This is a genomic window from Pseudomonas sp. NBRC 111127 (genome assembly GCF_001320345.1).
Lineage (GTDB): Bacteria > Pseudomonadota > Gammaproteobacteria > Pseudomonadales > Pseudomonadaceae > Aquipseudomonas > Aquipseudomonas juntendi.
The window spans coordinates 1-24,355 of record NZ_BCBD01000047.1; the positions used below are offsets into that span (position 1 = coordinate 1).

23 protein-coding genes are annotated in these 24,355 nt (G+C 64.7%); 12 read left to right on the forward strand and 11 right to left on the reverse strand.

Going from position 1 to position 24,355, the window contains the following annotated elements; genetic code table 11:
• The 6 genes from APH30_RS11250 to APH30_RS11275 form a co-directional block, all read right to left on the reverse strand.
• The coding region (locus tag APH30_RS11250; RefSeq protein WP_156326436.1) for a DEAD/DEAH box helicase at nt 1–505 on the reverse strand (505 nt) is incomplete at its 3' end.
• Nucleotides 506–572: 67 nt separating this feature from the next.
• The gene (locus APH30_RS11255; protein ID WP_029886597.1) at nt 573–1,688 is read right to left on the reverse strand and encodes a succinylglutamate desuccinylase/aspartoacylase family protein; all 1,116 of its coding nucleotides are present in this window, start codon (nt 1,686–1,688) and stop codon (nt 573–575) included.
• A 159-nt stretch (nt 1,689–1,847) separates the two neighbouring features.
• The gene (locus APH30_RS11260) at nt 1,848–3,506 is read right to left on the reverse strand and encodes an ATP-dependent DNA ligase (protein ID WP_009684578.1); all 1,659 of its coding nucleotides are present in this window, start codon (nt 3,504–3,506) and stop codon (nt 1,848–1,850) included.
• Nucleotides 3,503–4,519 (reverse strand): ligase-associated DNA damage response exonuclease, encoded by a 1,017-nt coding sequence (locus tag APH30_RS11265; protein WP_054912578.1) that lies wholly within the window; start codon nt 4,517–4,519, stop codon nt 3,503–3,505. The genes APH30_RS11260 and APH30_RS11265 overlap by 4 nt, the downstream gene beginning before the upstream one ends.
• A 108-nt stretch (nt 4,520–4,627) precedes the next feature.
• Nucleotides 4,628–7,069 carry a penicillin acylase family protein gene (locus APH30_RS11270; RefSeq protein ID WP_054912579.1) on the reverse strand — a complete coding sequence of 814 codons (2,442 nt, stop codon included), beginning with the start codon at nt 7,067–7,069 and terminating at the stop codon, nt 4,628–4,630.
• Between the two features lie 103 nt (nt 7,070–7,172).
• The gene (locus APH30_RS11275; protein ID WP_054912580.1) at nt 7,173–8,513 is read right to left on the reverse strand and encodes a PLP-dependent aminotransferase family protein; all 1,341 of its coding nucleotides are present in this window, start codon (nt 8,511–8,513) and stop codon (nt 7,173–7,175) included.
• 180 nt (nt 8,514–8,693) lie between these two features.
• On the opposite strand from APH30_RS11275, the gene APH30_RS11280 reads away from it, so the two are divergent.
• From APH30_RS11280 to APH30_RS11295, 4 genes are read left to right on the forward strand one after another with little or no spacing between them, the layout of a single operon-like run.
• Nucleotides 8,694–9,398 (forward strand): serine O-acetyltransferase, encoded by a 705-nt coding sequence (locus tag APH30_RS11280; RefSeq protein ID WP_054912581.1) that lies wholly within the window; start codon nt 8,694–8,696, stop codon nt 9,396–9,398.
• On the forward strand, nt 9,395–10,183 hold the full coding sequence (locus APH30_RS11285) for an alanyl-tRNA editing protein (protein ID WP_054912582.1): 789 nt from the start codon (nt 9,395–9,397) through the stop codon (nt 10,181–10,183). The genes APH30_RS11280 and APH30_RS11285 overlap by 4 nt, the downstream gene beginning before the upstream one ends.
• Nucleotides 10,180–11,391: an MFS transporter gene (locus APH30_RS11290; RefSeq protein WP_054912583.1), complete on the forward strand. Its 1,212-nt coding sequence runs from the start codon at nt 10,180–10,182 to the stop codon at nt 11,389–11,391. Before APH30_RS11285 ends, APH30_RS11290 begins: the two co-directional genes overlap by 4 nt.
• Entirely contained in the window at nt 11,388–12,290 is a 903-nt protein-coding gene (locus APH30_RS11295) for a pyridoxal-phosphate dependent enzyme (RefSeq protein ID WP_029886591.1), read from the forward strand. Before APH30_RS11290 ends, APH30_RS11295 begins: the two co-directional genes overlap by 4 nt.
• An 84-nt stretch (nt 12,291–12,374) precedes the next feature.
• Here APH30_RS11295 and APH30_RS11300 read toward each other — a convergent pair whose 3' ends face one another.
• Genes APH30_RS11300 through APH30_RS11315 form a run of 4 tightly spaced genes read right to left on the reverse strand, consistent with a single transcriptional unit; the run spans nt 12,375 to nt 14,032 of the window.
• Nucleotides 12,375–12,572 (reverse strand): SEC-C metal-binding domain-containing protein, encoded by a 198-nt coding sequence (locus tag APH30_RS11300; RefSeq protein WP_009684590.1) that lies wholly within the window; start codon nt 12,570–12,572, stop codon nt 12,375–12,377.
• A gap of 52 nt (nt 12,573–12,624) precedes the next feature.
• On the reverse strand, nt 12,625–13,056 hold the full coding sequence (locus tag APH30_RS11305; RefSeq protein WP_054912584.1) for an LEA type 2 family protein: 432 nt from the start codon (nt 13,054–13,056) through the stop codon (nt 12,625–12,627).
• Complete coding sequence (locus APH30_RS11310) at nt 13,053–13,535, reverse strand: YchJ family protein (protein ID WP_054912585.1); 483 nt, start codon at nt 13,533–13,535, stop codon at nt 13,053–13,055. Before APH30_RS11310 ends, APH30_RS11305 begins: the two co-directional genes overlap by 4 nt.
• A gap of 2 nt (nt 13,536–13,537) precedes the next feature.
• A complete protein-coding gene (locus APH30_RS11315) occupies nt 13,538–14,032 on the reverse strand; it encodes a DUF6231 family protein (protein WP_054912586.1) in 495 nt (164 codons plus the stop codon).
• A 159-nt stretch (nt 14,033–14,191) separates the two neighbouring features.
• Between APH30_RS11315 and APH30_RS11320 the strand changes: the two genes are divergently transcribed.
• From APH30_RS11320 to APH30_RS11330, 3 genes are all read left to right on the forward strand, one after another.
• Nucleotides 14,192–14,887 (forward strand): OmpA family protein, encoded by a 696-nt coding sequence (locus APH30_RS11320; RefSeq protein ID WP_009684601.1) that lies wholly within the window; start codon nt 14,192–14,194, stop codon nt 14,885–14,887.
• Between the two features lie 213 nt (nt 14,888–15,100).
• On the forward strand, nt 15,101–15,376 hold the full coding sequence (locus tag APH30_RS11325) for a DUF1145 domain-containing protein (protein ID WP_009684602.1): 276 nt from the start codon (nt 15,101–15,103) through the stop codon (nt 15,374–15,376).
• Nucleotides 15,369–16,127, forward strand: coding sequence for a collagen-like protein (locus APH30_RS11330; protein ID WP_009684603.1), 759 nt, complete (start codon nt 15,369–15,371; stop codon nt 16,125–16,127). Before APH30_RS11325 ends, APH30_RS11330 begins: the two co-directional genes overlap by 8 nt.
• A gap of 91 nt (nt 16,128–16,218) precedes the next feature.
• Here the strand turns inward: APH30_RS11330 and APH30_RS11335 are convergent, their stop codons facing one another.
• Entirely contained in the window at nt 16,219–16,683 is a 465-nt protein-coding gene (locus APH30_RS11335; RefSeq protein ID WP_054912587.1) for a CopD family protein, read from the reverse strand.
• Nucleotides 16,684–16,781: 98 nt separating this feature from the next.
• On the opposite strand from APH30_RS11335, the gene dinG reads away from it, so the two are divergent.
• The 5 genes from dinG to pdxH all read left to right on the forward strand — a co-directional run bounded on the left by dinG (nt 16,782) and on the right by pdxH (nt 24,250).
• Complete coding sequence (gene dinG, locus APH30_RS11340; RefSeq protein WP_054912588.1) at nt 16,782–18,926, forward strand: ATP-dependent DNA helicase DinG; 2,145 nt, start codon at nt 16,782–16,784, stop codon at nt 18,924–18,926.
• Nucleotides 18,927–19,005: 79 nt separating this feature from the next.
• Nucleotides 19,006–21,243, forward strand: a complete 2,238-nt coding sequence (locus APH30_RS11345; RefSeq protein ID WP_054912589.1) for a beta-galactosidase — start codon at nt 19,006–19,008, stop codon at nt 21,241–21,243.
• Between the two features lie 118 nt (nt 21,244–21,361).
• A complete protein-coding gene (locus APH30_RS11350) occupies nt 21,362–22,507 on the forward strand; it encodes a serine hydrolase domain-containing protein (protein WP_054912590.1) in 1,146 nt (381 codons plus the stop codon).
• Between the two features lie 99 nt (nt 22,508–22,606).
• A complete protein-coding gene (locus tag APH30_RS11355; RefSeq protein WP_054904080.1) occupies nt 22,607–23,584 on the forward strand; it encodes an OmpA family protein in 978 nt (325 codons plus the stop codon).
• A gap of 18 nt (nt 23,585–23,602) precedes the next feature.
• Nucleotides 23,603–24,250 carry a pyridoxamine 5'-phosphate oxidase gene (gene pdxH, locus APH30_RS11360; protein WP_009684611.1) on the forward strand — a complete coding sequence of 216 codons (648 nt, stop codon included), beginning with the start codon at nt 23,603–23,605 and terminating at the stop codon, nt 24,248–24,250.
• Nucleotides 24,251–24,355: the final 105 nt, after the last annotated feature.

Genomic DNA, 24,355 nt, shown 5'->3' on the forward strand with positions numbered 1-24,355 from the left:
GCTGCAGTTGCACGCCGCGTTTGTTACCCAGCAACTCGTGCCATTCGTCCACCACGATCAAGCGCAGCGTGGCGAAATCGGCTTCTGCCTGGGCACGCGTCAGTAGCAGGGTCAGGCTTTCCGGGGTGGTGACCAGCACGCTGGGCAGGCGCCGCGCCTGCCGGGCGCGCTCGGCACTGCTGGTGTCGCCGCTGCGTACGCCGACACTCCACGGCAAACCCAGCTCATCGAGGGGCGCTTGCAGGGCGCGCGCAGTGTCGGCGGCCAGGGCGCGCATGGGCGTGATCCATATCACCTGCAAGGGTGCTGCCTGGCGCCCCTGCGCCTGGGCCTTGAATGCGCGCAGTGCCGCCAGCCACACCGCGTAGGTTTTGCCGGCACCGGTGCTGGCGTGCAGCAGGCCAGACTCGCCACGCTCTACCGCCGCCCAGACCCGGCGCTGGAACGCGAACGGTTTCCAGCCACGTTTGCTGAACCAGGCGTTGGCGAGGTCGGTGGTGGGCATTGGGCGCAGGGTCCTTCGAAGGTTGTGCTTCTACAGACCACCCGCCGGCGGCAATGGTTTTACCGGATCAATTGCCCAACAGGTAACCGCTTCGGCACACCTGCTCGCCGGCCACATGGGCGATGACCATGCCCGCGGTGGCCATGCGCCGTACGCTGCGGGCGTACAACAAACCGGCCTGGCTATTGCGCACGGCAGTGACCCGGTCGCTGAGGGGGTCGATGACTTCGGCGATCAGTTGGCCTGCCGCCAGTTGCTGGCCTGGTTTGGCGTGGTACACCAGCAATCCACCCAGGGGTGTCGCCACCGGTTCTACGGCGGCCAGCGGTGTAGCCGGGCGCAGCAGGGCGGGGAGTGCCGGCTTGGCACCCTCGATAATGCCGGCGTGGGTGAGGAAGTCGAGAATCGCCCCGCAATCCTTGCTGGCCAGTGCGTGACTGACGTCGGCCTGGCCGCGCAACTCGACCGTGACCGAGCAACAGCCCAACGGGATAGGGAAGCGTTTGCCGAAGCGCTGCTGCAACTGCCACCAGACCAGGCTGAAGCACTCGTCGAACGACTGCCCGCCCGAATCGGTGGCCAGCAGGCTGGCCTGTGCACCCAGGTAGCGGGCCAGCGGTTCGATCTGCGGCCAGGCGTCGGGTGTGGTGTACAGGTGCTCCACCGCTTCGAAGTCGCAGTGCAGGTCCAGTATCAGGTCGGCATCGCAGGCCAGCCGTTGCAGGATCAGGCGCTGGGCCTGCAGCGGCGTGCGCGCCGGGTGCGCGTCCAGCCCGCGGCGCAGGTACTCGCGGATCAGCGCAACGTTATGGGCAGGGTCCTGGCTGAGGTGCTCTTCGATCTGGTCGCCGATGGTGTCCGACAGGTCGACGAAGTTACGGTTGAAATTCTCGCCACTCTGTAGCTCGAAGCGCCCCAGTGGCGCGTCCAGCAGCACCTGCTCCAGGCCAACCGGATTGGCCACCGGCACCAGGATGATTTCGCGCTGCAGACGGCCTTGTTGTTCCAGTTCTGCCAGGCGGCGCTTGAGGTGCCAGGCGACCAGCATGCCGGGTAGCTCGTCGGCGTGCAGCGATGCCTGGATATAGACTTTGCCACCACCGCGGGGGCCGAAGTGGAAGCTGTGCAGTTGGCGGGTGATGCCCGGAACGGGTGAGAGCAGGTCGTGTGTTGAATGGTGCATGGTGGTCCTGGCTGCGTGGCGAAAACGGTCTGCGACACGGGTCGGCACACAGATAGAAGCACAGTTTTCGGCGTTGTGCCTGCATAGGTTTTGCCGAAACTCGGTGAGGGTGGGCTGCGCGAGCGAGCCCGCCCACACCGGGGCCACCCAGCCAGCAACCTAGGCCAGCAAGGCCTGCAGCGTCGCCAGGTCGTCGGCCTCTTCCACCGGTTTGTCCAGGCGCCAGCGCAGCATGCGCGGGAAGCGCACGGCGATACCGCTCTTGTGCCGGCGGGACAGGGCGATGCCCTCGAAGCCTAGCTCGAACACCAGGGTGGGGGTCACGCTGCGCACCGGGCCGAAGGTTTCCACGGTGGTTTTGCGGATGATGCTGTCGACCTTGCGCATCTCCGCGTCGCTGAGCCCTGAGTACGCCTTGGCAAACGGCACCAGTGCCCGCCCAGGCGTGCCGGCCGGCGCGTCCCACACGGCGAAGGTGTAGTCGCTGTACAGGCTGGCCCGGCGGCCATGGCCACGTTGGGCATAAATGAGCACGGCATCGACGCTGAAGGGGTCGACCTTCCACTTCCACCAGGTGCCCATGTCCTTGGTACGGCCCACGCCGTACAAGGCCTCACGCTGCTTGAGCATCAGGCCCTCGACGCCAAGGCTGCGGGATTGCTCACGCTGGCGGGCAAGGTCGGCCCAGTCCGGGCCTTCGAGCAGTGGCGACAGCAGGACCGGGGCAAGCGGGTGTTCTTCCACCAGGCGTTGCAGCTGGGTGCGGCGTTCGTGCTGCGGTCGGCTACGCCAGTCTTCGCCTTGCCACTCCAGCAAGTCGTAGGCTTGCAGCACGACAGGCGCGTCGGCCAGCAGCTTCTTGCCCAAGGTTTTGCGGCCAAGGCGCTGCTGCAGCAGCGCGAATGGCTGCACGGCCAGTTCCGTCGATGACTCGCCCGGCTTCCACACCAGGATCTCGCCATCCAGCACCACCCCATCAGGCAGTGTCTGCGCCAGGCCATGCAGTTCGGGGAAGCGCTCGGTGACCAGCTCTTCGCCGCGTGACCACACCCAAAGCTGGCCCTCGCGCTTGACCACCTGGGCACGGATGCCGTCCCACTTCCATTCGATCTGCCAGTCACTCGGCGGGCCGAGCAAGGCGTCGAACTGCTCGCTGGGCACCTGCAGTGGGTGGGCCAGGAAGAAGGGGTAGGGCTGGCCGCCGCGCTGACTGTGTTCATCGGCGGACTCCTCGGCGATCAGCTTGTGGTAGCTGGCGGCGCTGGGGCGGTGACTGATGTCGGTATACCCAACCAGCCGCTGGGCCACGCGCTTGGCGTCCAGCCCGGCCAGTTGCGCCAGCGCACGGGTGACCAGCAGCTTGGACACGCCCACGCGGAAGCTGCCGGTGATCAGCTTCAGGCACAGCATCAGGCTGGGGCGTTCCAGTTGCGCCCACAGCGCTGGCAAGCGTTCGCGGACCTGCTCGGGCGGCAGGCCCCGCAAAGGCAGCAGATGGTTTTCAACCCAGGCTGCCAAGCCTTCGTCGTTGCCTTCTGCATGCTGCGGCAACAGCAATGAAATGGTTTCGGCCAGGTCACCGACTGCCTGGTAGCTTTCCTCGAACAGCCAGTCCGGCAGGCCGGCCATGGCCGTTGCCAGTTCGCGCAGCAGGCGCGTCGGCACCAACTGCCGAGGGCGCCCACCGGCCAGGAAATACACCGCCCAGGCAGCGTCTTCGGCGGGCGCGGTGGCGAAGTAATCACGCAGCGCTTCGAGCTTGGCATTGCTGGAAGTGGTCGCGTCCAGGCGCAGGTACAACGCAGCGAACGCTTTCATGGCGCAGGCTCGGGCGTGGCTGCATCGTCTTCGTCGCCGTACTCGGTCACGAAGGCACGGGCATCCAGGCCTTGTTCGTTGAGGTAACGCACCAACACATTGACCGAACCGTGGGTCACCATCACCCGTTCGGCACCGGTCTGGCTGATGGCCCAGAGCAGGCCTGGCCAGTCGGCATGGTCGGAAAGCACAAAGCCCCGATCTACACCGCGGCGCCTGCGCGTGCCGCGCAGCAGCATCCAGCCGCTGGCGAACGCGTCGCTGTAGTCACCGAAGCGGCGCATCCAGCTGCTGCCCCCGGCTGACGGAGGCGCCAGGACCAACGCCCGGCGCAGCATGGGGTCGTTGCGCGCGATATCGCCGGCATAGCGGGTATCGGGTAGATGCACACCGGCTTCACGGTACACCCGGTTGAGCGGTTCGACGGCGCCATGCACCAGGATCGGGCCGATGCTCGCGTCCAGGCCGTGCAGAATCCGCTGGGCCTTGCCGAAGGCGTAGCAGAACAGCACGCTGGCCTTGCCCAGGTCGCAATTGGCCCGCCACCAGGCATTGATGCCGGCGAAGATCTCGCTTTGGCTTGGCCAGCGATAGATCGGCAAGCCGAAGGTCGACTCGGTGATGAAGGTGTGGCAGGGCACCGGCTCGAAGGGCGTACAGGTGCCATCAGGCTCGACCTTGTAGTCGCCGGAGGCTACCCAGACCTCGCCCTGGTACTCCAGGCGCACCTGCGCCGAACCCAGCACATGCCCGGCCGGGTGCAGGCTCAGGGTCACGCCGTGGTGCTGCAGGCGCTCACCGTAGGGCAGGGTCTGCAAATCGATGTGCTGGCCCAGGCGGCTGCGCAGGATGCCGGCGCCCGGGCTGGCGGTCAGGTAGTGGCCGTTACCGGTGCGGGCATGGTCGCCGTGGCCATGGGTGATCACGGCGCGGTCCACGGGCCGCCACGGGTCGATGTAGAAATCACCGGGTGGGCAGTACAGGCCTTCGGGGCGAGCGATGACGAGGTCCATGGCGTAGGCGCTGGTTACCGAGAGTACTTGTTAGGAGCTCGGAACCAGCTTGGGAGTTCGAACCATTTCTTCGAGGGAAAGGGTCACAGGCTTCCATGCCCGGGTACGCTACTTGCCCGGCACCAGCGTCAAGCGCTGGTTGCCATACGCTCGCGCGAAGTTCTGCTGTTGCAGCGGCAAGCTCATGAAGCGCCCTTTGAACCAGGCATCCAGCCCATCGCTGTAATGGGCGCTGGCCGGGTTGCCGGACTGGCCACTGCTGGTCAGCACCTGCAGCGGTTCGGCCTGGCCGAAGTCGACGATCATGCGCGCGGAGGCGGGCAGGCGGGTGGTGAAGTCACTGCCCCAGGCGTAAGGGGTGAGCGCGAGGGTAGTGAAGTCGCCACCTGCGGCTTGCGGCGCACGGCTGAGCGCATCGCCCAAGCCATGGTAGGCCGGCGCCGGCCAGTGGTACTGGTGCAGCTTGCCCCATTGCCAGGCGCGGCGGTCGGCGCCCAGCTGCGCAGTGCCGGCATCTACGGCTGCCGCCAGGCTGCGGGCCAGAATGGCTGGCTTGTCTTCTTTCTGCGGGGTGTTGCGGTCGTCCCAGAATGGGCTGTCGTCGCGCCCCAGCAGGTGATCGGCCTGTGCCGAGAACGACAACCGCGCGTTGCTTACGAAGGCCTGCCAGGCAGGGCTGGACGCAGGGCCGAGGTCATCGAGGAAGGTCTGCCTGGCGACTTCCTGCAGGAACAGTTCATACAGCGCGGCGTCTGCCGATACCGGGCTCAGGCGACCGTCGAATGCCTTGAGCCGCGCCAATGCCTCGCGGGCCTTGTCGCGTTGTGCGCCTGGCAGGGCGTCGATTGCCTGCTTCAGCGGCTGGGCCATGCCGGGGGCGTCGAACATCTGCTTGAGCTGATTGGCCATTAGTGTGACCTGGTCGTTCTGCAGGGCCATCAGGCTGCGGCTGTCATGGCGGCCATTGCCAGCCAGCTGGGCCAGGCGCTCGGCACGCTCAGGGTAGTACCAGGTGCTGGACAGCTGCATGCCATAGCCGCGTGGCTGGCTGCGCTGGTTGGCATGGCCGATCCAGCCAGCAGTGGGGTCCTGGTCGTACGGGTGCAGCATCGGGTCGGCGTAGCCGTCCCAGTCATAGCGCCCGTCCCAACCAGGGGAGGGCAGCAGGCCCTGGCCTTCGCGGCGGTTGGGGTAGCGCCCGCTGACCTGCCAACCGATGTGCTCGGGCTCGGCGAACACGAAGTTGAGGGCGGCCGCAGTGACCTCGCGGGTGCTGTCGAAGGCGCGCTCGAGGTTGCCGGCGCGGGTCAGGTCGAAGAGCGCATCCAGGCTCCGGTCGCCCTTGAACTGCGGCAAGTTCAGGGCCAGGCCCAGGCTGGCGTTGTCGGGCTGGGCCAGCAGGGTGCCGTGGCGGGTGTCATACATCACTTCGCGCTGTGGCCGCTGGCCGCGCACGAAGAAGGTTTCGCTGCGCGCGCGGGCCGGCACCCACTTGCCATCTGCCAGGTAGCTCAGCTGGCTGCCCTGGCGGCGCAGTTGTTCCAGGAACAGGTCCTGGTTGTCGGCCATGACTGCGCTGCTGCTCCAGGCCAGTTTGCCGTTGTAGCCGGCCAGCACGATCGGCAGGCCCGGCAGCGACAGGCCGGCAACCTGGTACTTGCTGGTGTGGATTTGCAACGGGCTGAGGGCCCAGGCGGCGCGGCTGTCACTGGCCAGCAGGCTTTTGCCGCTGCGGCTGCGTTGCGGGCCCAGGGCCAGGTTGGCCGAGCCTGGGCTACCGAGCAGGTCGAGGTCGGCCAGCTTCTGGCTGGCGGCCGCCAGCGCCGGCAGCCCTGGCAACTGGCTGGCCAGGTTGAGGCCCTTGAGCTTGTCGACTTCGCTTGTGGCCAAGGGCTCGTCCGGTGCACCGGGCAGCAGCCAGGCCAGTTTGTCGCTGCCGACTTTCTGCGCCAGGGTCAGGGCGCTGAGTTCCTCCTGCAGGTTCACCGACTGGCTGAACGCATACAGGCAGAAAAGCAGCGCCGAATCTTCAGGCTTCCAGTATTCGGGGCGATAGCCACTGTTGGCCAAATCCGCTGGCAGCTTGTCGCGGTAGCGGAACAGATAGGCGTTGACCCCGCGTGCGTACACCTCGAAAAAGCGCTTGAGCCGTGGCGATGCGTCGGCATATTGCTGGGCGGCGCTTTGCTTGAGGTTGGCGGCGCGCATCAGGCGGTCGATGTCGAGCGCTTCGCTGCCGGCCAGTTCCGCCAGGCGGCCTTGGGCCAGCAGCCGCATGGCGACCATCTGTTCGATGCGGTCGCCGGCATGCACATAGCCCAGGCTGAAAAGGGCGTCATGGAAATTGCTGCTTTCGATCAGCGGTGCGCCCATGGCGTTGCGCCGCACTGAAACGTTCTGCGCCAGGCCCTTGAGAGGCTGCACGCCGCTGGCGGGTGGCACGCTGCCCTGGTAGCCGCCGGTCTGGCAGCCGGCCAGCCCAAGCAGGCCGAGCAGCGTGGCAGCGGTGGTGAACCGCGGGCGGAAGTGAGGAAAGGCGGCGGCGGCCATGGCAAGGGCTCCTGCAGGGCGAGGCGAGTTTGCAAAGGCGCTAAGGTAGTGAGCGCGCAGGCGCCATGCAAGGTCCCAGGTCGGTTTATTTGCCGGTGGCGGGTCAAACCTCGAAGTGCCCTGCCAGGGCGTCGGAAAAATGCGTGCAATTGATGCGGGCGTAACGCCGGTAATCACGGCTGACAGCGAACGCCGAGCCGGGCATCAGCAGGATCTTGTGTTGCTCCAGCTTGCGCATCAACGGCTGCAGGTCGGGCAGTTGCGGGTGGTAGACCCAGAGGAACATGCCACCCTGCGGCGCGATCTCGAACTGCCAGCCGCGCTCGAGCAGCAAACGCTGTGTCTGTACTTGCTGGCGGATCAGCCGCTGCTGCACATCTTTCATGTGCCGGGCGTAGGTGCCGTCCGACAGGATGGTGTTGACGAAACGCTCGCAAAACGCCGGCACCGCCACGCAGGTCAGCAGCTTCAGGCGGGTCAGCGGCTCGATCAGGTCTTGCGAGCAGGCGATGAAGCCTACCCGTAACGACGCCGACAGGCATTTGGAAAAGCTGCCGATGTAGATGACCCGGTCCAGGTTGTCCAGTTCGGCAAACGTCTGGCGCACGGCCGGGCTGAAGTCGCCATACACGTCATCCTCCACCACGTAGAACTCGTGTTCCACGGCCAGGCGCAGCACGCTGAAAGCGTTGTGCGGGCTGATGTTGCTGCCAGTGGGGTTGTGGAAAGTGCTGTTGCAGAAAAACGCCTTGACCTTGTGCCTGGCCAGGTAGCTGCGCATTTCTTCTACGTCTGGCCCGTCTTGGGTTCGGCGGATGCCGACCACCTGGCCGCCGGCCAGTTGTATCAGCTTGATCAGGTTGCCGTTGCCCGGCTCGTCGACGAACACATGGTCACCCGGCTTGATCAGCAACCGGGCGACCAGGTCCAGGCCCTGGGTGGCGCCAAGCGTGGTCAGCAACTGGTTGGGGCGAACCTCAACCCGGGTCAGGCGTTTCATGTGCACGCACAGCTGTTTGCGCATGGGCAGGTAGCCCTGGATATCGCCGTACTCGGCCAGGGAGCTTTGCTCCAGCCGCGCCGTGCGCCGAATCGCCTTGGCCAGCAGCTCGGTGTCGCGCCACGCCGGGGGCAGCCAGCCGCTGCCAAGTTTGGTGTAGTGCTGGCCGCCCTGCAGCAGCCGGAACAGCGGGTCGCCGGCCATGCACTCGGGTTCGTGGATCACGTTCGCCTGCCGGCTGCGGTTGGCGACGAAGTAGCCGCGCCCGGGCGAGGCGGTCAGTACCCCTTCGCTGACCAGCTGGGCATAGGTCGAGACCACGTCGTGGTAACTGAAATCGACCGCCGCCGTGAGCTTGCGAATGGAGGGCATGCGCTGCCCAGGCAACCATTCCCCTGCATCCAGGCGTTGCTTGAGCAATTGATGAAGGCTGCAGGTGCTCATGGCAGGTTCCCAACCGTTAGAAAAAAAAGCCTAACAGTTAACGGAAATGCTTGTCGACTGTTCGTTTGCACATGGCCATTACCTGCCACTATTCCCTCGTCGGAACTTTCGGCTGCCAGCCCTGGCAGCCCGTTTAACGTCTGTAAACACCAGACAACTGGATATCGAGCCGTGCACCCTATGGACATGCAATCAGCCGTCATTGCCAGGCTTCCTGTGCCTGAAGAACTGGAGTCATTCAACGTTGTAAAAAACCTTGTGACCTCGGCGTTACTGGAGTGCTGTTCAATTGAAGAATTTGAAACGCTGAAACAAACCGATGTTATTGAACGGGTGGCGGAACAGGCCCATGACGACTTGTTGGCATTCGCCAGCAAAGACCCTGCCGCCGGCCGCGACCTGGTATTCATTGCCAGAACTTATACGTCCTATTCGGCGGTTTTGCATTATCGGCTTGCACACTGGGTGTACCGCCATGGCGCTTCGGTATATGGCGCCGGTGGGCAGTGCCTGGCCGCCATGATCTCGCGCCGCGGCAAGATGCTGTCGGGCGCAGAGATCCACTTCCGCAGCCGTATTGGCGCGCGCTTCATCATCGACCACGGCATGGGCACCGTCATTGGTGAAACCGCGACCATCGGTGACGACTGCTACGTGCTCGGCGGCGTCACCCTGGGGGCCCGCGGCATCAGCGGCAACCCTTCCAGCCCCCGCCACCCGACACTGGGCGACCGGGTTCAGGTCGGCGCGTTCGCCAGCGTGCTCGGGGCTATCCACATTGGTGACGGCGCCTTCATCGGACCGGGCTGCATCGTTACCAAAGACATCCCTGCCGCCGCCCGGGTGCAGGTCAAAACATCATTGCAGGTGGTACTCGAGTCATGAATGCTCTGAATTACGAAGTTCTGCGCAATACCGAAAAACTGTATTACAAGGATCAATACCTGGCCGCTGCCAATACGCAAGTAACGCGTGTGCACAGCGACGGTATCGAGTTGCAAAGTACCGTCGCTTATCCGGAAGGCGGTGGCCAGGAAGCTGATTATGGAATCATTGAACTTCCGATCGGCAAGGTACGTTTTGTCTGGGTCAAGAAACTCTATGGCAGCCCTATTCGCCTGGAAGGTTTCAAAGGCGGGAAACTGGGCGGCATCATCATTCACACTGTGCACCCGGACGACTTGCACTTGCTCGATGAAGTGACTGTCGATATGCCTGCCCGTGTGAGCATCGATATTCAACGGCGCGAGCGGCTAACACTCTCTCACAGTGCCAGCCACTTCCTGTATGCCGCTGCCATCGGCCTGCGTGAGGAACTGAAGCAGTGGACCATCGGCTGCCACATCAAGGAGGACACGGCTCGGTTCGACTTCCTGGTCGAGGAGGCCTTCACCGCTGAGGAGGTGATCGAGATAGAACGGCGCGCCAACGAACTGATCGGTGGCGACGCGCCCATCGAGCATTACGCCGTCGAGGGGCTGGAAGACGCACGCTTGTGGACCTACAACGGCATCGAGATTCCGTGTGGTGGCACCCACCTCGATTCGCCAAGGCGCATAGGGCGCCTGAGCGTGAAACGCAAACGGCTGGGCAAAGGCAAGGAACGCCTGATCTGCGTGTTCCCGGATGCCGAAATCGACCTTGGCGCCTACCACGAGCATGCCTTATGAACACTACCCTGCCGCGGCGCACCTACCTGTACTTCACCGCCCAGTCGATCAACCTGACCACCGCCGTGATGTCGGTGACCATGGCGGCCATCGTTGGCGCCGCACTGGCCCCCGACGCCGCATGGTCGACGGTGCCGTATGGGTTCCAGTTCCTGTGCCTGATGCTGGCAACCTACCCGGTTTCCAGGTTGATGAGCCGTATCGGCCGCAAGAAGGCCTTCATGCTGGGGGCCATTCCGCTGGCGGTGTCTGGTGTCAGCGGCTTTCTGGCGGTGGAGCACCAGGATTTTGCCACGCTGGTACTCAGCCACTCGGCGCTGGGTGTTTACATCGCCTTCGCCAACTTCAACCGTTTTGCCGCCACCGACAACCTTTCCCAGGCCCTCAAGCCAAAAGCCCTGTCGCTGGTCGTGGCCGGGGGCGTGATTGCCGCCGTGGTGGGCCCGACGCTCACCGAGTGGCTGCGCGACGTGGGTGGCTACCCACTGTTCTCGCTGTGTTATGCCGCGTTCATCGGCCTGGCGCTGTTGTCTTTGCTGATTGCAGTGTGCCTGCCCAACGACACCGGCCTGGCCGCTGCAACCGGCAGCGCTGCCACGTCGGCCAGCAGCCGCAGCGAGCCTTTGAGCCCCAGCGTGTTGGTGGCAATGGCGGTCGCGGCGCTGGGCTACGGCATCATGAACCTGCTGATGATCCAGGCCTCGATGCACATGAAGCATATGCACGAAGACTTTACCGACGTGCGCCTGGCCATCCAGTGGCACGTGATCGCCATGTTCGCCCCGTCATTCTTCACCGGGGCGATCATCCAGCGCCTGGGCATCCGGACTACCATCTGCGCGGGCCTGGCCCTGTTGATCGGCTGCTCGGCGCTGAATATCTGGTCGCACAGCTACAGCATGATGACCGTGGCGCTGATCGCCCTGGGGCTGGGCTGGAACCTGACCTACGTCGGCGGCGGAGCCTTGTTGGCGCAGTCGCTGCAAAACAGCCCGGCAGCGATGCAGATGCAGGGCAAGAACGATCTGGGCATTGCCATCTGCGCCACCATCGGTGCGTTCAGCCCCGCGCTGCTGTTGAGCACAGTGGGCTGGGACGGCACCAACGCCATCTGCATGGCCCTGTGCATCGGCCTGCTGATCGCCACCGTTGGCCTGTTGCAGAACAAGGCCTGCCTGCAGACTTCCATGGAAGGGAGCCGAAAATGAGCGAACTCATCAACGTCAGCGAGCGCATCTACACCAAGCTGGAAATGAACAACCCCGGTGGCAGCCACAAGTACCGCGCCGCCCGGCGCATCGTTGAGCACGCCGTGCGCAATGGCGACATCATCCCTGGGGTGACCACGGTCATCGAAAAAACCGGCGGCAGTTTTGGCTTCGGCTTGCTGGCGGCATGCCACGCGTATCAGGTGGCCGTCGAGCTGGCGGTTGGGCTGAGTTTCAGCCAGACCAAACGGGACTTGCTGGAATGCTTCGGCGCCCGGCTGATTGGCAAGGAAATGCTGATGGCCGGTGCCACGCCCAAGGACGTGGTGATGCACCACCTGGAAAACCAGGCCGCGCTGGGCAAGTCATACTTCTATACCGACCAGTTCAACAACCCGGTGGGTATCGAAGCGCACCGCTACCAGACAGCCAGTGAACTGGCGCTGCAACTGACCAACGCGGGCGCCGGCAAGGACATCCTGTTCGTTGGCTGCGCGGGCACGGGCGCCAGTTTCACGGGCATTACCCTGGGGCTGAAGGATCACGGTTTCGAGGTGTCGACAGTGCTGGTCGACCCCAACGGCTGTGACTCCAAGGCTGGCGTATTCACCGATCACCGTTTCGAAGGCATGGCGGTAGGCGTCAGCCCGCCATTTCTGGACTGGTCGCTGGTGGACGAACGGGCGCAGGTGCAGCATGCCGAAATGTTGGCAGCGCAACGTTGGTTCTACATGCAAAGCGGGGTCTTCGTCGGTAACACGGCCGCCGCCTGCCTGGCGGTTGCCCAGCGCATGGCCCAACAGCCGCGCTATGCGGGGACCACCTTGGTGACCATCGCCTATGACGCCGGCCTGTGGTACCAGGACTTGCTAGGGGCGAACCGGCGCAAGGCCGCGTAGCGCCAGGCACGGCGGGCAGTGCTGGACCGGGGGCATGGTGCGCGAAGCAGGCGCGGCGGGCCATACCCCCACAGACGCGCTAGATCAGGCGCCGTGGCACTTCTTGAATTTTTTCTCGCTGCCGCACGGGCACGGGTCGTTACGGCCAACGTCCTTCAGGGCGTTGCGTACCGGCTCCTGATGGCCGTGGTTGCAGTGTGGGCCGTGGACATGGCCGTGGTCGTGGTGATGGTCATGGTCGTGGTTGCAGTCAGGGCCATGAACGTGGGGTTGTTGGGACATTGCAGGGTTACTCCGGGATGTGATCGCCGGGGATTATCTCACCACTGCGCGATCAGTGCAGGTCCCGGTGAATCAGCAGGCCAGTGGCCAGGTCGCCCTGCAGGGTGTAATGCAGCGGCTGCCCACTTTTCAGCAGCTTGGCCAGTGGCTTGAGTTGCCGCCAGAGGTTGGTGCGTGCGGTGATCTTGAAGGTTCGCCGGTCGTGGCCGCCTACGCTGCGCCACAGGCTGGTTTCATCCTGCACCAGCAGCAGGTCATTGAGCCGCACGGCATAGGCCAGGCTGCGAATGAACAGACGGCTGTCGTTGGGGTTGATGACCTCCAGGTGCAGTACGAATTCCTGCTGCAGCAACCTGGCCTTGACCGTTTCGACCTCGACCAGGTGCACTTCAGGCGGGCGCCAGTCGTCTGCGCTCCAACTGGCGCAGCCCGTCAACAATGCCAGCAGCGAACCGAGCAGCAGCAGACGGGCGCGTTCGATCATGCTCGGTTCCCCATGTAACTGGCGCAGCATTTCTTGAACTTCTGCCCGCTGGCGCATGGGCAGGGGTCATTGCGCCCGGCCTTCAACGCGACCGTGGGGTCTATGAAGTACCAGCGCCCGGCGTGCTGGACGAATGCCGAGCACTCGCGGTGCTGATGGTCGCCGTCCGGGTCGTGCCAGCGTGCGGTGAACGTGACAAAGGCATGCTCGGGCTGGCCGCCCAGCACTTGGGCGCTTTCCACTTCCAGCCCCAGCCAGGTGCTCTGGGCGCTCCAGGCGGCCATGCCGGCGCGGTCCAGCTGGGCCTCTTGGGCTGGCAGGGTGGTGGCGACCAGGTAGTCGACCAGGCCCAGCACGTAGGCACTGTAGCGTGAGCGCATCAGCGTCTGGGCGTCGGGTGCGGGGGTACCGGCATGGTAATGCCCACAGCAGGCATCAAGCAGGTTGCCACTGCCACAAGGGCAGACCGAGACACTCATCATCACCACCAGTACTTGCCAAAGTTTTCCGGGTTGGCCCAGAACCTGGCGTTGAGCCAGTCCGGGACCTGCTTGTAATCATGCAGATCATAGGTGAACAGGCTCAACACCTGCTCATCGCGGCAGAATTTCTCGCTGGCTGACAATGCCAGGGCGAAGAAGTCGGTGTCCTGCCAGCTGCACGCCGCCAGGTCGGCCAGCACGGCAACCCGGCTGGCATTGAGGTTGCGAATGCCGCCCAGCAACTCCAGGCCGGTTCGCTTGGGCAGGTGTTCCAGGCAGTCCACCAGCAACGCCAGGTCGAAACGCTGGGCTGCCAGTTCGGCAGGCAGTGGCCCTGGCGCAGCGGTAGCGATGGTCACCTGCGGGTGCGCTTGGGCAAAGGCGTCCAGCGCCGGGAAGCGGGTGCCCACCAACAGCAGGCGTTGCGGGGTGAAGCGTTCGAGCAGGGCCGCCAGGGCCTGCTGCGGGGTACGTTGGGAAAAACCTGCGGTCATTGCCAATCCTCGTTCAAGTCGTCCAAGACTAGCCGGCTGCAGCGTGCGGGCATAGAGGCATGTGACCGCGTCGTGGCTAATTGCTGGCAGCATTGGAATGCGCGGTCTTTACTCCCAGAGATCGGCCTTATGCCGATTCCCCCTAGGAGAAGCAATGAAATGAGCATAGTACGCACAGCGTTACCCCTGGTACTGCTCACCAGTGTGTTGACTGGTTGTGCAGGTTTGCAAAAAACCGACTGGCCTAAATGTGCCGCCGTCGGGGGTGTCGGTGGCGCCGCGCTGGGCGCTATCGAAAGTTCCAGCTGGGCTGGCTGGGGCGCGTTGCTGGGCGGTGGCCTGGCGGCAGGTTATTGCTGGGCCCATGGTGATGGCGACGAAGATGGCGATGGCGTGCCGGACAGCCGCGACAAGTGCCCGGGCACCCCACGGGGTGTGCAGGTCGATGCCAACGGTTGCCCGCCAGCTGCGCCGGCGGTGGTCGAGGAAGTGGTGGTGGTGGAGAAGGAAGAAGTCATCGTCATTCGTGATGTGCACTTCGAATTCGACTCTGCACGCCTGACTGCCACTGACAAGGAGCGCCTCAACACGATTGCCACGCGGCTGAAACAGGAAGCGCCCTCTGCCCGCCTGAGTGTCAGCGGCCATACCGACAGCGTCGGCTCCGACAGCTACAACCAGAAACTGTCCGAGCGCCGTGCCCACTCGGTGACCGACTACCTGGTGCAGAGCGGTGTACCGCGCAGCAGCTTCGTGTCGGTGGTGGGGGCCGGTGAAACCCAGCCGGTGGCCGACAATGCCACGGCCGAAGGGCGTGCCATGAACCGCCGTACCGAGATCAAGATCCAGCGCTAGCTCGGCGTGCGCCCGTGCCTTGCGCAGTGGCACGGGCGCTTTCTCAGCGCCGCCGACAATGAAACCGAGGAAAGGTGCGCGCGCAACCGACGGGTGGAACTGCACCTCAGCTGACGGGTGCTGGCGCCTGCCTTGGCATTGCAGTTAATGTGGAGCGCACGGCCGGCGCGAACGGGCCGGCACGCCATAACAACAATCAATGGGGGCGGGGTTATGAAGTTCATCCTGGGCCTGGGCAAGGTCCTGACAGTCGCATTCTGGGGCGTGGTGTTGTTCAACCAGTTGCTGCCCCAGCCGTTGCCTTTCAATCTGCTGATCAATGCCCTAGGCATCGTTGTGCTCAGCCTGCATCTGCTGGAAATTCTGTTCTTCAATGGCAGCTTGCGCGGGCGCAGCCACCGTTGGTTCGATCGCCTGCAAATTCTGTTGACGGGGATATTCCACGTCATGTCCATTCCCCGTGCGCAGGAGGCGCTGCGAAATGCGTAATCTGATACTGCTTGCCCTGTTGGCTGCCCCCTTTGCCCACGCTGAAAGCCTGGAGGTTGCTGCCAATTCCATGCTGCGCCTGCCGAGCAAGTCGGCCAGCGTACACCTTGAGCATTTGCGTGTTGCCGATGCTGCCACCCTGATGCTGCCCGCGTCGCTGGCGCAATTGAAGGTCGACCAGTTGGAGCTGGGGCGTGATGCGCGGATCGTCGTGGCCCCTGGCGAGCAACCGTTGCTGATCGACGTGCGTAGCGCGCGCCTGGGCGAGGGCAGCGAGTTGAGTGCCACCGGCGCTGCGGGCAGCTACCAGCGGGCAGCCCGCCCCGGGCGTAGCCTGGATCTGGTACTGGCGGAGCTGGATGCCCAGCAGCTGGTCATCGACGCCCGGGGCGGCGCCGGTGCACCGGGCTACGCTGGGCTCGACGGCGGCAATGGCCAGGCCGGCGGCTGCACCTGGGGCCAGGCCAGCCGCGGGGCCAATGGCGATGATGGCGGCAACGGCCATGATGGTGCAGCAGGTGGGCGCATACGCCTGAGCTTGCCGCAAGGCTTTGCCCAGGAGCACATCGTGGTGCGCCTCGATGGCGGGGCGCCGGGCAAACCCGGTGAGCCTGGCAAGGCCGGCAAAGGTGGGGCGAGCAAGGGTTGCCTGGTGTACCGCACCGATGCCGGTGCCAATGGCCGACCGGGGCAGCCTGGCCAGCCGGGCTTGGCGGGGGCGGCGGGCGAGCTGATCCTGCAGCGCCTCTGAACCGTGTGCAGGGGCCTGGGTGCGGCGTTGCCGCCTTGGGCCCCACCCACCGGCCGCGCAGGCAGCCCGCCAGGCGAAGGGCTGCCTGTGATCAGATCACCAGCCGCGAACTGGCCACCGCGACCACGGCCAGCCCCAGCAACAGGTTGATGCCCACCATTCGCCGAATGCGGGCCAGCACCGCCGCACCCGTGGGCCAGTCCTGCGCCAGTACCGCCGCTTTCAACTCTGGCAACAGCAAGGCCTGGATGCGCATGAATAAGGCGAACATGGCGATCCCGCCGCCGATCATCACGTGAACGTACTTTGGCGCAGTCTCGAACCCGCTGAAGCGCAGGTGCAACATGCCGATACCACTAATCGCCAAGATCGCCACCGCCAGCCAGACCCAGACGAAGAAGCGTCGGAAAACTTCCACCCACAAGCGCAGGCGCGCAGGCCCCTCAAGGGCTGTAACCATGGCGGGGCGCAGCACCAGCCAGGCGAAGAACATGCCGCCAACCCATACCAGGGCGGCCAGAACATGCAGTGTGTAGGGCAGGGTAAAGGCGAGCATCCGGATCTCCATGCGGCACAATAGGCAATAGCGGGGTATGATAGCCGCCCCATGCGAAACACTGAAAATATATCCAGCCCTACGGGCGCCTGCAGACCATGATCAGCAACGAACTCAAAGCCACCATCCAGGGCGCCTATACGCGTTTTCTCGAAGCCAAGAGCCTCAAGCCGCGCTATGGCCAACGCCTGATGATCGCCGAAGTGGCCAAGGTGCTTGGCGACATTCCCTGCGACGATGAAGGCCGCCGTGCCGGCGAGCCTGCCGTGGTGGCGGTGGAGGCGGGCACCGGTACCGGTAAGACGGTCGCCTATGCGTTGGCCGCGATCCCGGCCGCCAAGGCCGCCGGCAAACGCCTGGTGATCGCCACCGCGACCGTGGCCCTGCAGGAGCAGATCGTCATCAAGGACCTGCCCGACCTGATGCGCAGCAGCGGGCTGAACTTCAGCTTCGCCCTGGCCAAGGGCCGTGGCCGCTATCTGTGCCTGTCGAAACTCGACATCCTGCTGCAGGAAGGCCATGCCCAGTCGGCCACTGCCCAGCTGTTCGAAGAAGAAGGCTTCCACATCGAAGTCGATGAGCGCAGCCAGAAGCTGTTCAACAGCATGATCGAAAAGCTTGCCGGCAACCGCTGGGACGGGGACCGTGACAGCTGGCCCGAGGCCCTGGAGGACCAGGACTGGGCCCGGCTGACCACCGATCACGGCCAGTGCACCGGTCGCCACTGCCCGAACTTCCAGCAGTGCGTGTTCTACAAGGCCCGTGAGGGGATGGGCAAGGTCGATGTGATCGTCACCAACCACGACATGGTACTGGCCGACCTGGCCCTGGGCGGCGGCGCGGTATTGCCCGATCCGCGCGATACCCTGTATGTATTCGACGAAGGCCACCACCTGCCAGACAAGGCCATCGGCCATTTCGCCCATTACTCGCGGCTTCGCTCCACCGCCGACTGGCTGGAGCAGACTGCCAAGAACCTGACCAAACTGCTGGCCCAGCACCCGCTGCCGGGGGACCTGGGCAAATACATCGAGCAGGTGCCGGAGCTGGCGCGGGAAGTCCGCACCCAACAGCAGTTCATGTTCACCCTGTGCGAACAGGTGGCCGACTTCCGCCCGAGCGAGGACACCGAAGGCCGCGAACGGCCGCGTTACCGCTTCGAGGGTGGCGTGGTACCGGAGCAGATCCGTGAGGTCGGCATCGAGCTGAAAAAGGGCTTTGCCCGGCTCAACGATCTCTTCACGCGGCTGGCCGACCTGCTCAAGGAGGGCATGGACGGCGAGGTCAGCATCGGTATCGCCAGCCACCAGGCCGAAGAGTGGTACCCACTGTTCGGCAGCCTCGTCACCCGTGCCCAGGGCAACTGGGAGCTGTGGACGGCCTTTACCGCCGAAGACCCGGAAGACAGCCCGCCGATGGCGCGCTGGCTCACCCTGGCTGAAAGCGGGGCCTTGTTCGATATCGAAGTCAACGCCAGCCCCATCCTCGCTGCCGAAATGTTGCGCCGCAGCCTGTGGAGCGTGGCCCATGGCGCGCTGGTGACCTCGGCCACACTGACCGCGCTGGGCAAGTTCGACCGCTTCCGCATGCGCTCGGGGTTACCGCGCGATGCCGTCACCTGTGTGGTGCCCAGCCCGTTCGTGCATGGCGATGCCGGCCTGCTGCGGGTGCCCGACCTGCAAGCCGACCCGCGCGACGCTACCGCGCATACGGCGGCGATCATCCGTGAGCTGCCGGGTATCGTCGAAGGGGCCCGGGGTGCGCTGGTGCTGTTCTCGTCACGCAAGCAAATGCAGGATGTGTTCGACGGCCTGGACCGGGACTGGCGCAAACTGGTGCTGATCCAGGGCAACCTGTCCAAGCAGGAAACCCTCAACAAGCACAAGGCCCGGGTCGACGATGGCCAGCACAGCGTGCTGTTCGGCCTGGCCAGCTTTGCCGAAGGGGTCGACCTGCCGGGGGCCTATTGCGAGCACGTGGTCATCGCCAAGATTCCGTTCTCGGTGCCCGACGACCCGGTCGAAGCCGCCCTGGCCGAATGGATCGAGGCCCGCGGCGGTAACCCGTTCATGGAAATCGCCGTGCCCGACGCCTCGCTCAAGCTGATCCAGGCCTGCGGTCGGTTGCTGCGTACCGAACAGGACCGCGGCATCATCACCTTGCTTGACCGGCGCCTGGTCACCCAGCGCTATGGCAAGGCTATTCTCAATGCGCTGCCGCCGTTCCGGCGGGAGATTTCCTGATCGCCGGAGCACTTGCTTCGGCGCGCTGTCCATTACTCAGTCCTGGGCCATGACGGCCCTGAAGGAGAGCCCCAGCCTTATGGTCCGCCGTACCCTGCCCGCTGTTTTCGCCCTGTTGTTCAGCTCGTCCGTATGGGCCGGGCAGCAGACGCTGTTCAGCTTCGTGCGCCCGGCCTCGGTGGTCAACGTGGCGACCGAGGATGCCGGTATGCCGCAGTACAACGCAGAGCAGACGGCCGAAGGCGAGGTGCTGCGGCGTGTGGTGTTCAACCCGGCGCAGCGGCCGACCTTGCGCCTGAGCCCGCGAAGTGGTGTGTGGGACTGGTCCAGCGGCAAGTTCCTTACCTTGCGCCTGCAAAGTGCCATGGACTGGGCGCTGACCGTGGATGTCACGGTGCAAGGCAGCGATGGGCGCACCTTGACCAGCCGTATCGATTTGCCGGCCGGCCCGGCGCAAACCGTGATGGTGCCGTTGACCGCCAGTTCGCCGTTGAGCCAGGGCATGCGCGCAGGCCCCCCCATGCCCTGGCTGCACGGCGGCCAGCGGCTGCTGCTGACCAGCAGCGCCGGCGCTGTAGACCTCAAACAGGTGGCTTCGGTCAGCTTGAGCATTCCCGACCCCAAGGTCGCCCAGAACCTGCTGATCGAACGGGTGGGCATTCAGGATGACGACCAGGCCTACCAGGCGGCGTACCGTGAACTGATCGATGCCTATGGGCAGTCCACGCGTGGCAGCTGGCCGGAAAAGGTGGCCAACGACGAACAGCTCAAGGCAGCCGCCAACCGTGAACAGCAGCAACTCAAGGCTTGGCTGGCCGAGCGCGGCAAGCAGCAGTTGGATGCCTATGGCGGCCTGCTGGCGGGGCCGGCCTTTGCTGCCGAGGGTTTTTTCCGTACCGAAAAGCGTGATGGCCGCTGGTACCTGATTACCCCTGATGGCCACCCCTTCTATTCGCTGGGTGTCAATGCCGTGGCAGCCGACGGCGGGCGTACCTACACCGCCGGGCGTGAGGCCATGTTCAAGGCACTGCCGGGAGAGGGCGACGCCCTGGCAGCGTTCTACGGTGAAGGCAACAACGACGACGGCAATGCGTCCTCGCAGGGGCGCAATTTCAAGAAAGGGCGCTGGTTCGACTTCTATGCAGCCAACCTGCAGCGGGCCTATGGCAAGCCCTGCCTGCCGGCGGCGGCAGGGCAGCCGGCCGCTTGCCCACCGCTGGTAGTGGACACTGGCCGTTGGCAGGCGCATGCGCTCGACCGTTTGCAGGCCTGGGGTTTCAACACGCTGGGCAACTGGAGCGAGCCTGCCCTCGGCCAGGCCAGGCGCATGCCCTACACCCTGCCGCTGTCGATCGTTGGCGATTACGCCAGCATCAGCACCGGCATGGACTGGTGGGGCCGCATGCCCGACCCGTTCGACCCGCGCTTTGCCATGGCCACCGAACGCGCCGTGGCCATTGCTGCCCGTGATCACCGTGACGATCCCTGGCTGATCGGCTACTTTGCCGATAACGAGCTGGCCTGGGCCGCACCGGGTAGCGAGCCCAAGGCCCGTTATGGCCTGGCCTACGGCACATTGCGCCTGACCACCGACGTGCCTGCCAAGCGCGCCTTCCTCAAGCAGTTGCGTGACAAGTACCGCAACCAGGAGGGGTTGTCCAAGGCCTGGGGCATCGAGCTGAACGCCTGGGAACTGATGGAGGATCCAGGCTTCGAGGCACCGTTGCCCAGCCCGGAGCACCCGGAAATCGAGCGGGACTACCAGCACTTCCAGCAGGTGTTCGCCGAAACCTACTTCAAGACCATTTCCGATGCCTTGAAATGGCATGCGCCCAACCACCTGTTGCTGGGGGGCCGTTATGCCGTGAGTACGCCAGAGGCGGTCAACGCCTGCGCCGAGTTCTGCGATGTACTCAGTTTCAACTTTTATACGCTCAAGCCGCAGGACGGCTACGATTTCGCCCGCCTGGCCGAGCTGGACAAGCCGGTGCTGGTGTCTGAATTCCAGTTCGGTTCGCGTGATCGCGGCCCGTTCTGGCCGGGGCCACTGGAGCTGGCGCGAGAAGGAGACCGCGGCCCGGCCTATGCCAATTTCCTCACTGCCGCCTTGCAACAACCCATGATCGTGGGCGCGCACTGGTTCCAGTACCTCGACCAGCCGGCCAGCGGTCGCCTGCTCGATGGCGAGAACGGCCACTTGGGGCTGGTGGCGATCACCGATGTGCCGTACCCCGGTTTTATCGATGCCGTGCGCAAGGCCAACGCCCAGGCCATGGCGCAGCTGCGCACCGGCCTGGAGAAGAAACCGGCGCCATGATTACAGGCGGGTGCGGTGCGCTGGGCATCGCGACCGCCGGGCTCAAGCCAGTTTGCAAAACGCCCAACTACTGAAACAATGCAGACCTTTTTGACTATCGTCACACGGAGAGCAGCGGGTGCAGATCCAGGGTCACTATGAGCTGAAGTTCGAAGCCGTGCGCGAGGCTTTTGCCGCGCTGTTCGATGATCCCCAGGAGCGTGGCGCCGCGCTGTGCATCCAGGTGGGGGGCGAAACCGTGGTCGACCTGTGGGCCGGCAGTGCAGACAAGGACGGCCAGCAGGCGTGGCACAGCGACACCATCGCCAACCTGTTTTCCTGTACCAAGACCTTCACCGCGGTGACCGCACTGCAGCTGGTCGGCGAGGGCAAGCTGGCACTCGATGCACCAGTGGCCAACTACTGGCCCGAGTTTGCCCAGGCCGGTAAGCAAGCGATCACCCTGCGCCAACTGCTCAGCCACCGTGCGGGTTTGCCCGCCCTACGCGCGCTGCTGCCGGCCGAAGCCTTGTATGACTGGCAGGTCATGGTCGATGCCCTGGCGGCCGAAACGCCGTGGTGGGCGCCTGGCACGGAACACGGGTATGCCGCCATCACCTACGGCTGGCTGATCGGCGAACTGATTCGCCGGGCCGACGGCCGGGCCCCGGGTGACTCGATCGTGGCGCGTACCGCTCGCCCGCTAGGGCTGGATTTTCATGTTGGCCTGGCCGACGAAGCGTTTCACCGCGTGGCGCATATTGCCCGCGGCAAAGGCAACCCCGGCGACGCCGCGGCGCAGCGCTTGCTGCAGGTGACACTGCGCGAGCCCGAGGCCTTGTCCACCCGTGCCTTTACCAACCCCCCGGCGATCCTGACCAGCACCAACAAGCCGGAATGGCGGCGCATGCAGCAGCCGGCGGCCAACGGCCACGGCAACGCACGCAGCCTGGCGGGGTTTTATGCCGGGTTGCTGGACGGCAGCCTGCTCGAGTCCGAGTTGCTCGATGAACTGACCCGCGAACACAGCCTTGGCCAGGACCGCACCTTGCTCACCCAGACCCGCTTCGGTCTGGGCTGCATGCTCGATCAGCCGGAGGTGGCCAACGCCACCTTCGGCCTGGGGCCCCGCGCCTTTGGCCACCCTGGGGCCGGGGGTTCTGTGGGGTTCGCCGACCCGGAGCATGATGTGGCGTTCGGCTTCGTGGTCAATACCCTCGGCCCTTATGTGCTCATGGACCCGCGGGCGCAAACACTGGTCCGTGTGCTTGCCGGTTGCCTTTGATCGGGTAATGCGGGTATTGCTTTCGCCCTTTGACTATCCTCAATGCCAACGCCTGAAGTGCCTAGGCAAAATATCTTTCTATTTCATGGTGTATCGCTGATGTCTTCACATAAAACCTTAGCACTCGCCCTGTGTCTGACCGCCGTTACCGGTTGCGCCAGCCACTCCCCGGAGGGCTCCAAGGAAGGTGGTTCCAGCTGGTGGCCTTTCGGTTCGGACAAGGTCGCCGAGCAGGAAGTGAAGGCAGCCGTCACAGACAATGTGGCCAAGGCCGATGCCAAGTCGGAAAGCACCAGCCGCTGGTGGTGGCCGTTCGGCGGTGACGACCAGCAAGCCAAGGGCCCTGTGGTGCCTAAAATCGACCAGCAGGCGACCCAGGCCTGGCTGGACGAGTACGAGCCAAAGCTGCGCGAAGCCATCAAGGACAGCAAGCTGGAACTGGAGCGCCGCGACAACGTGTTGGCCGTGACCCTGCCGGTGGACAGCTCGTACAACCCAGACCGCCCGAACATGCTGCTGCCCATGTCGCTTGGCCCGATCACCCGGGTTGCCAAAACGGTTGAAGGCGACCCCAAGACTGCCGTACTGGTATTGGGCCATGCCGACACCAGCGGTGCCGCTGCTGCCAACCAGAAGCTCAGCCTGGAACGCGCTGCGTCGGTTTCGGCCATTTTCCGCCTCAGCGGCCTGCAGCGTGATCGCCTGACCCTCAAGGGTATGGGTTCGGTAATGCCGCGTGCTGCCAATGACAGCCCCGAGGGCCGTGCCCTCAACCGCCGCGTGGAAATGCTGCTGACCCCGCAAAACACCATGGTCGCGCTGCTGGCCAAGTACCAACAGGCTGCTCCGGCACCGGCGCCGGCTGCAATGGTGGCCGTGCAGGATGCCAAGGCGCCTGCCGCCAAGCCGGCCACCAGCAAGCCGGCTGCCAAGCCCGCAGCGAAAAAGCCCGTGGCCAAGGCCAAGGCGCCTGCCAAAACCACGGCCAAGAAAAAAGCCGCGCCAGCCAAGCCTGTCGCCAAGAAAGCTACCACCGACAAGAAAGTAGCTGCCAATAGCCCTGCGAAGACCAACTGATCGTCAAGGAACGCAGCAATGACCCAATCCCTGGCCGATATGCGCCGCGACTACACCCGTGATGGCCTGGCAGAAGCCCAGGCGCCGGGCGAGCCGTTCGCCCTGTTTCACCAGTGGTTCGCCGACGCGGTCAAAACCGAGCAGGCGCCGGTGGAAGCCAACGCCATGACCTTGGCCACGGTGGACGGCGAGGGCCGTCCGCATTGCCGGGTACTGTTGCTCAAGGGGCTCGATGAGCAGGGTTTCACCTTTTTCACCAATTACGACAGTGCCAAAGGCCAGCACCTGCAGGCCAACCCGTTTGCAGCCATGACCTTTTTCTGGCCGGCGCTGGAGCGCCAGGTGCGTATCGAGGGGCGGGTGGTGAAGGTGTCGGCCAAGGAGTCGGACGACTATTACCAGGTGCGCCCACTGGGCAGCCGCCTAGGGGCCTGGGCATCACCGCAGAGCCGCGTGATTGCCGGGCGTGAAGAGCTGGAGGGTCTGGTGAAGGCCACCGAAGCGCGGTTCTCCGATACGCAGCCACATTGCCCGGAACATTGGGGTGGCTATCGCTTGCTGCCTGAGCGGGTCGAGTTCTGGCAGGGACGGGCGAGCCGTTTGCATGACCGCCTCAACTACCGGCGGGTCGATGGGCAGTGGCTGCGGGAGCGGTTGGCGCCCTGAGATTTTCCGGGGCTTGCCATGCCGTGTCGCGACACCGCGACAGGGCATGGCCTTGCGGCCCATCGCCGGCAAGCCGGGCTCCCACAGGTGGGATCAGGGCATGGT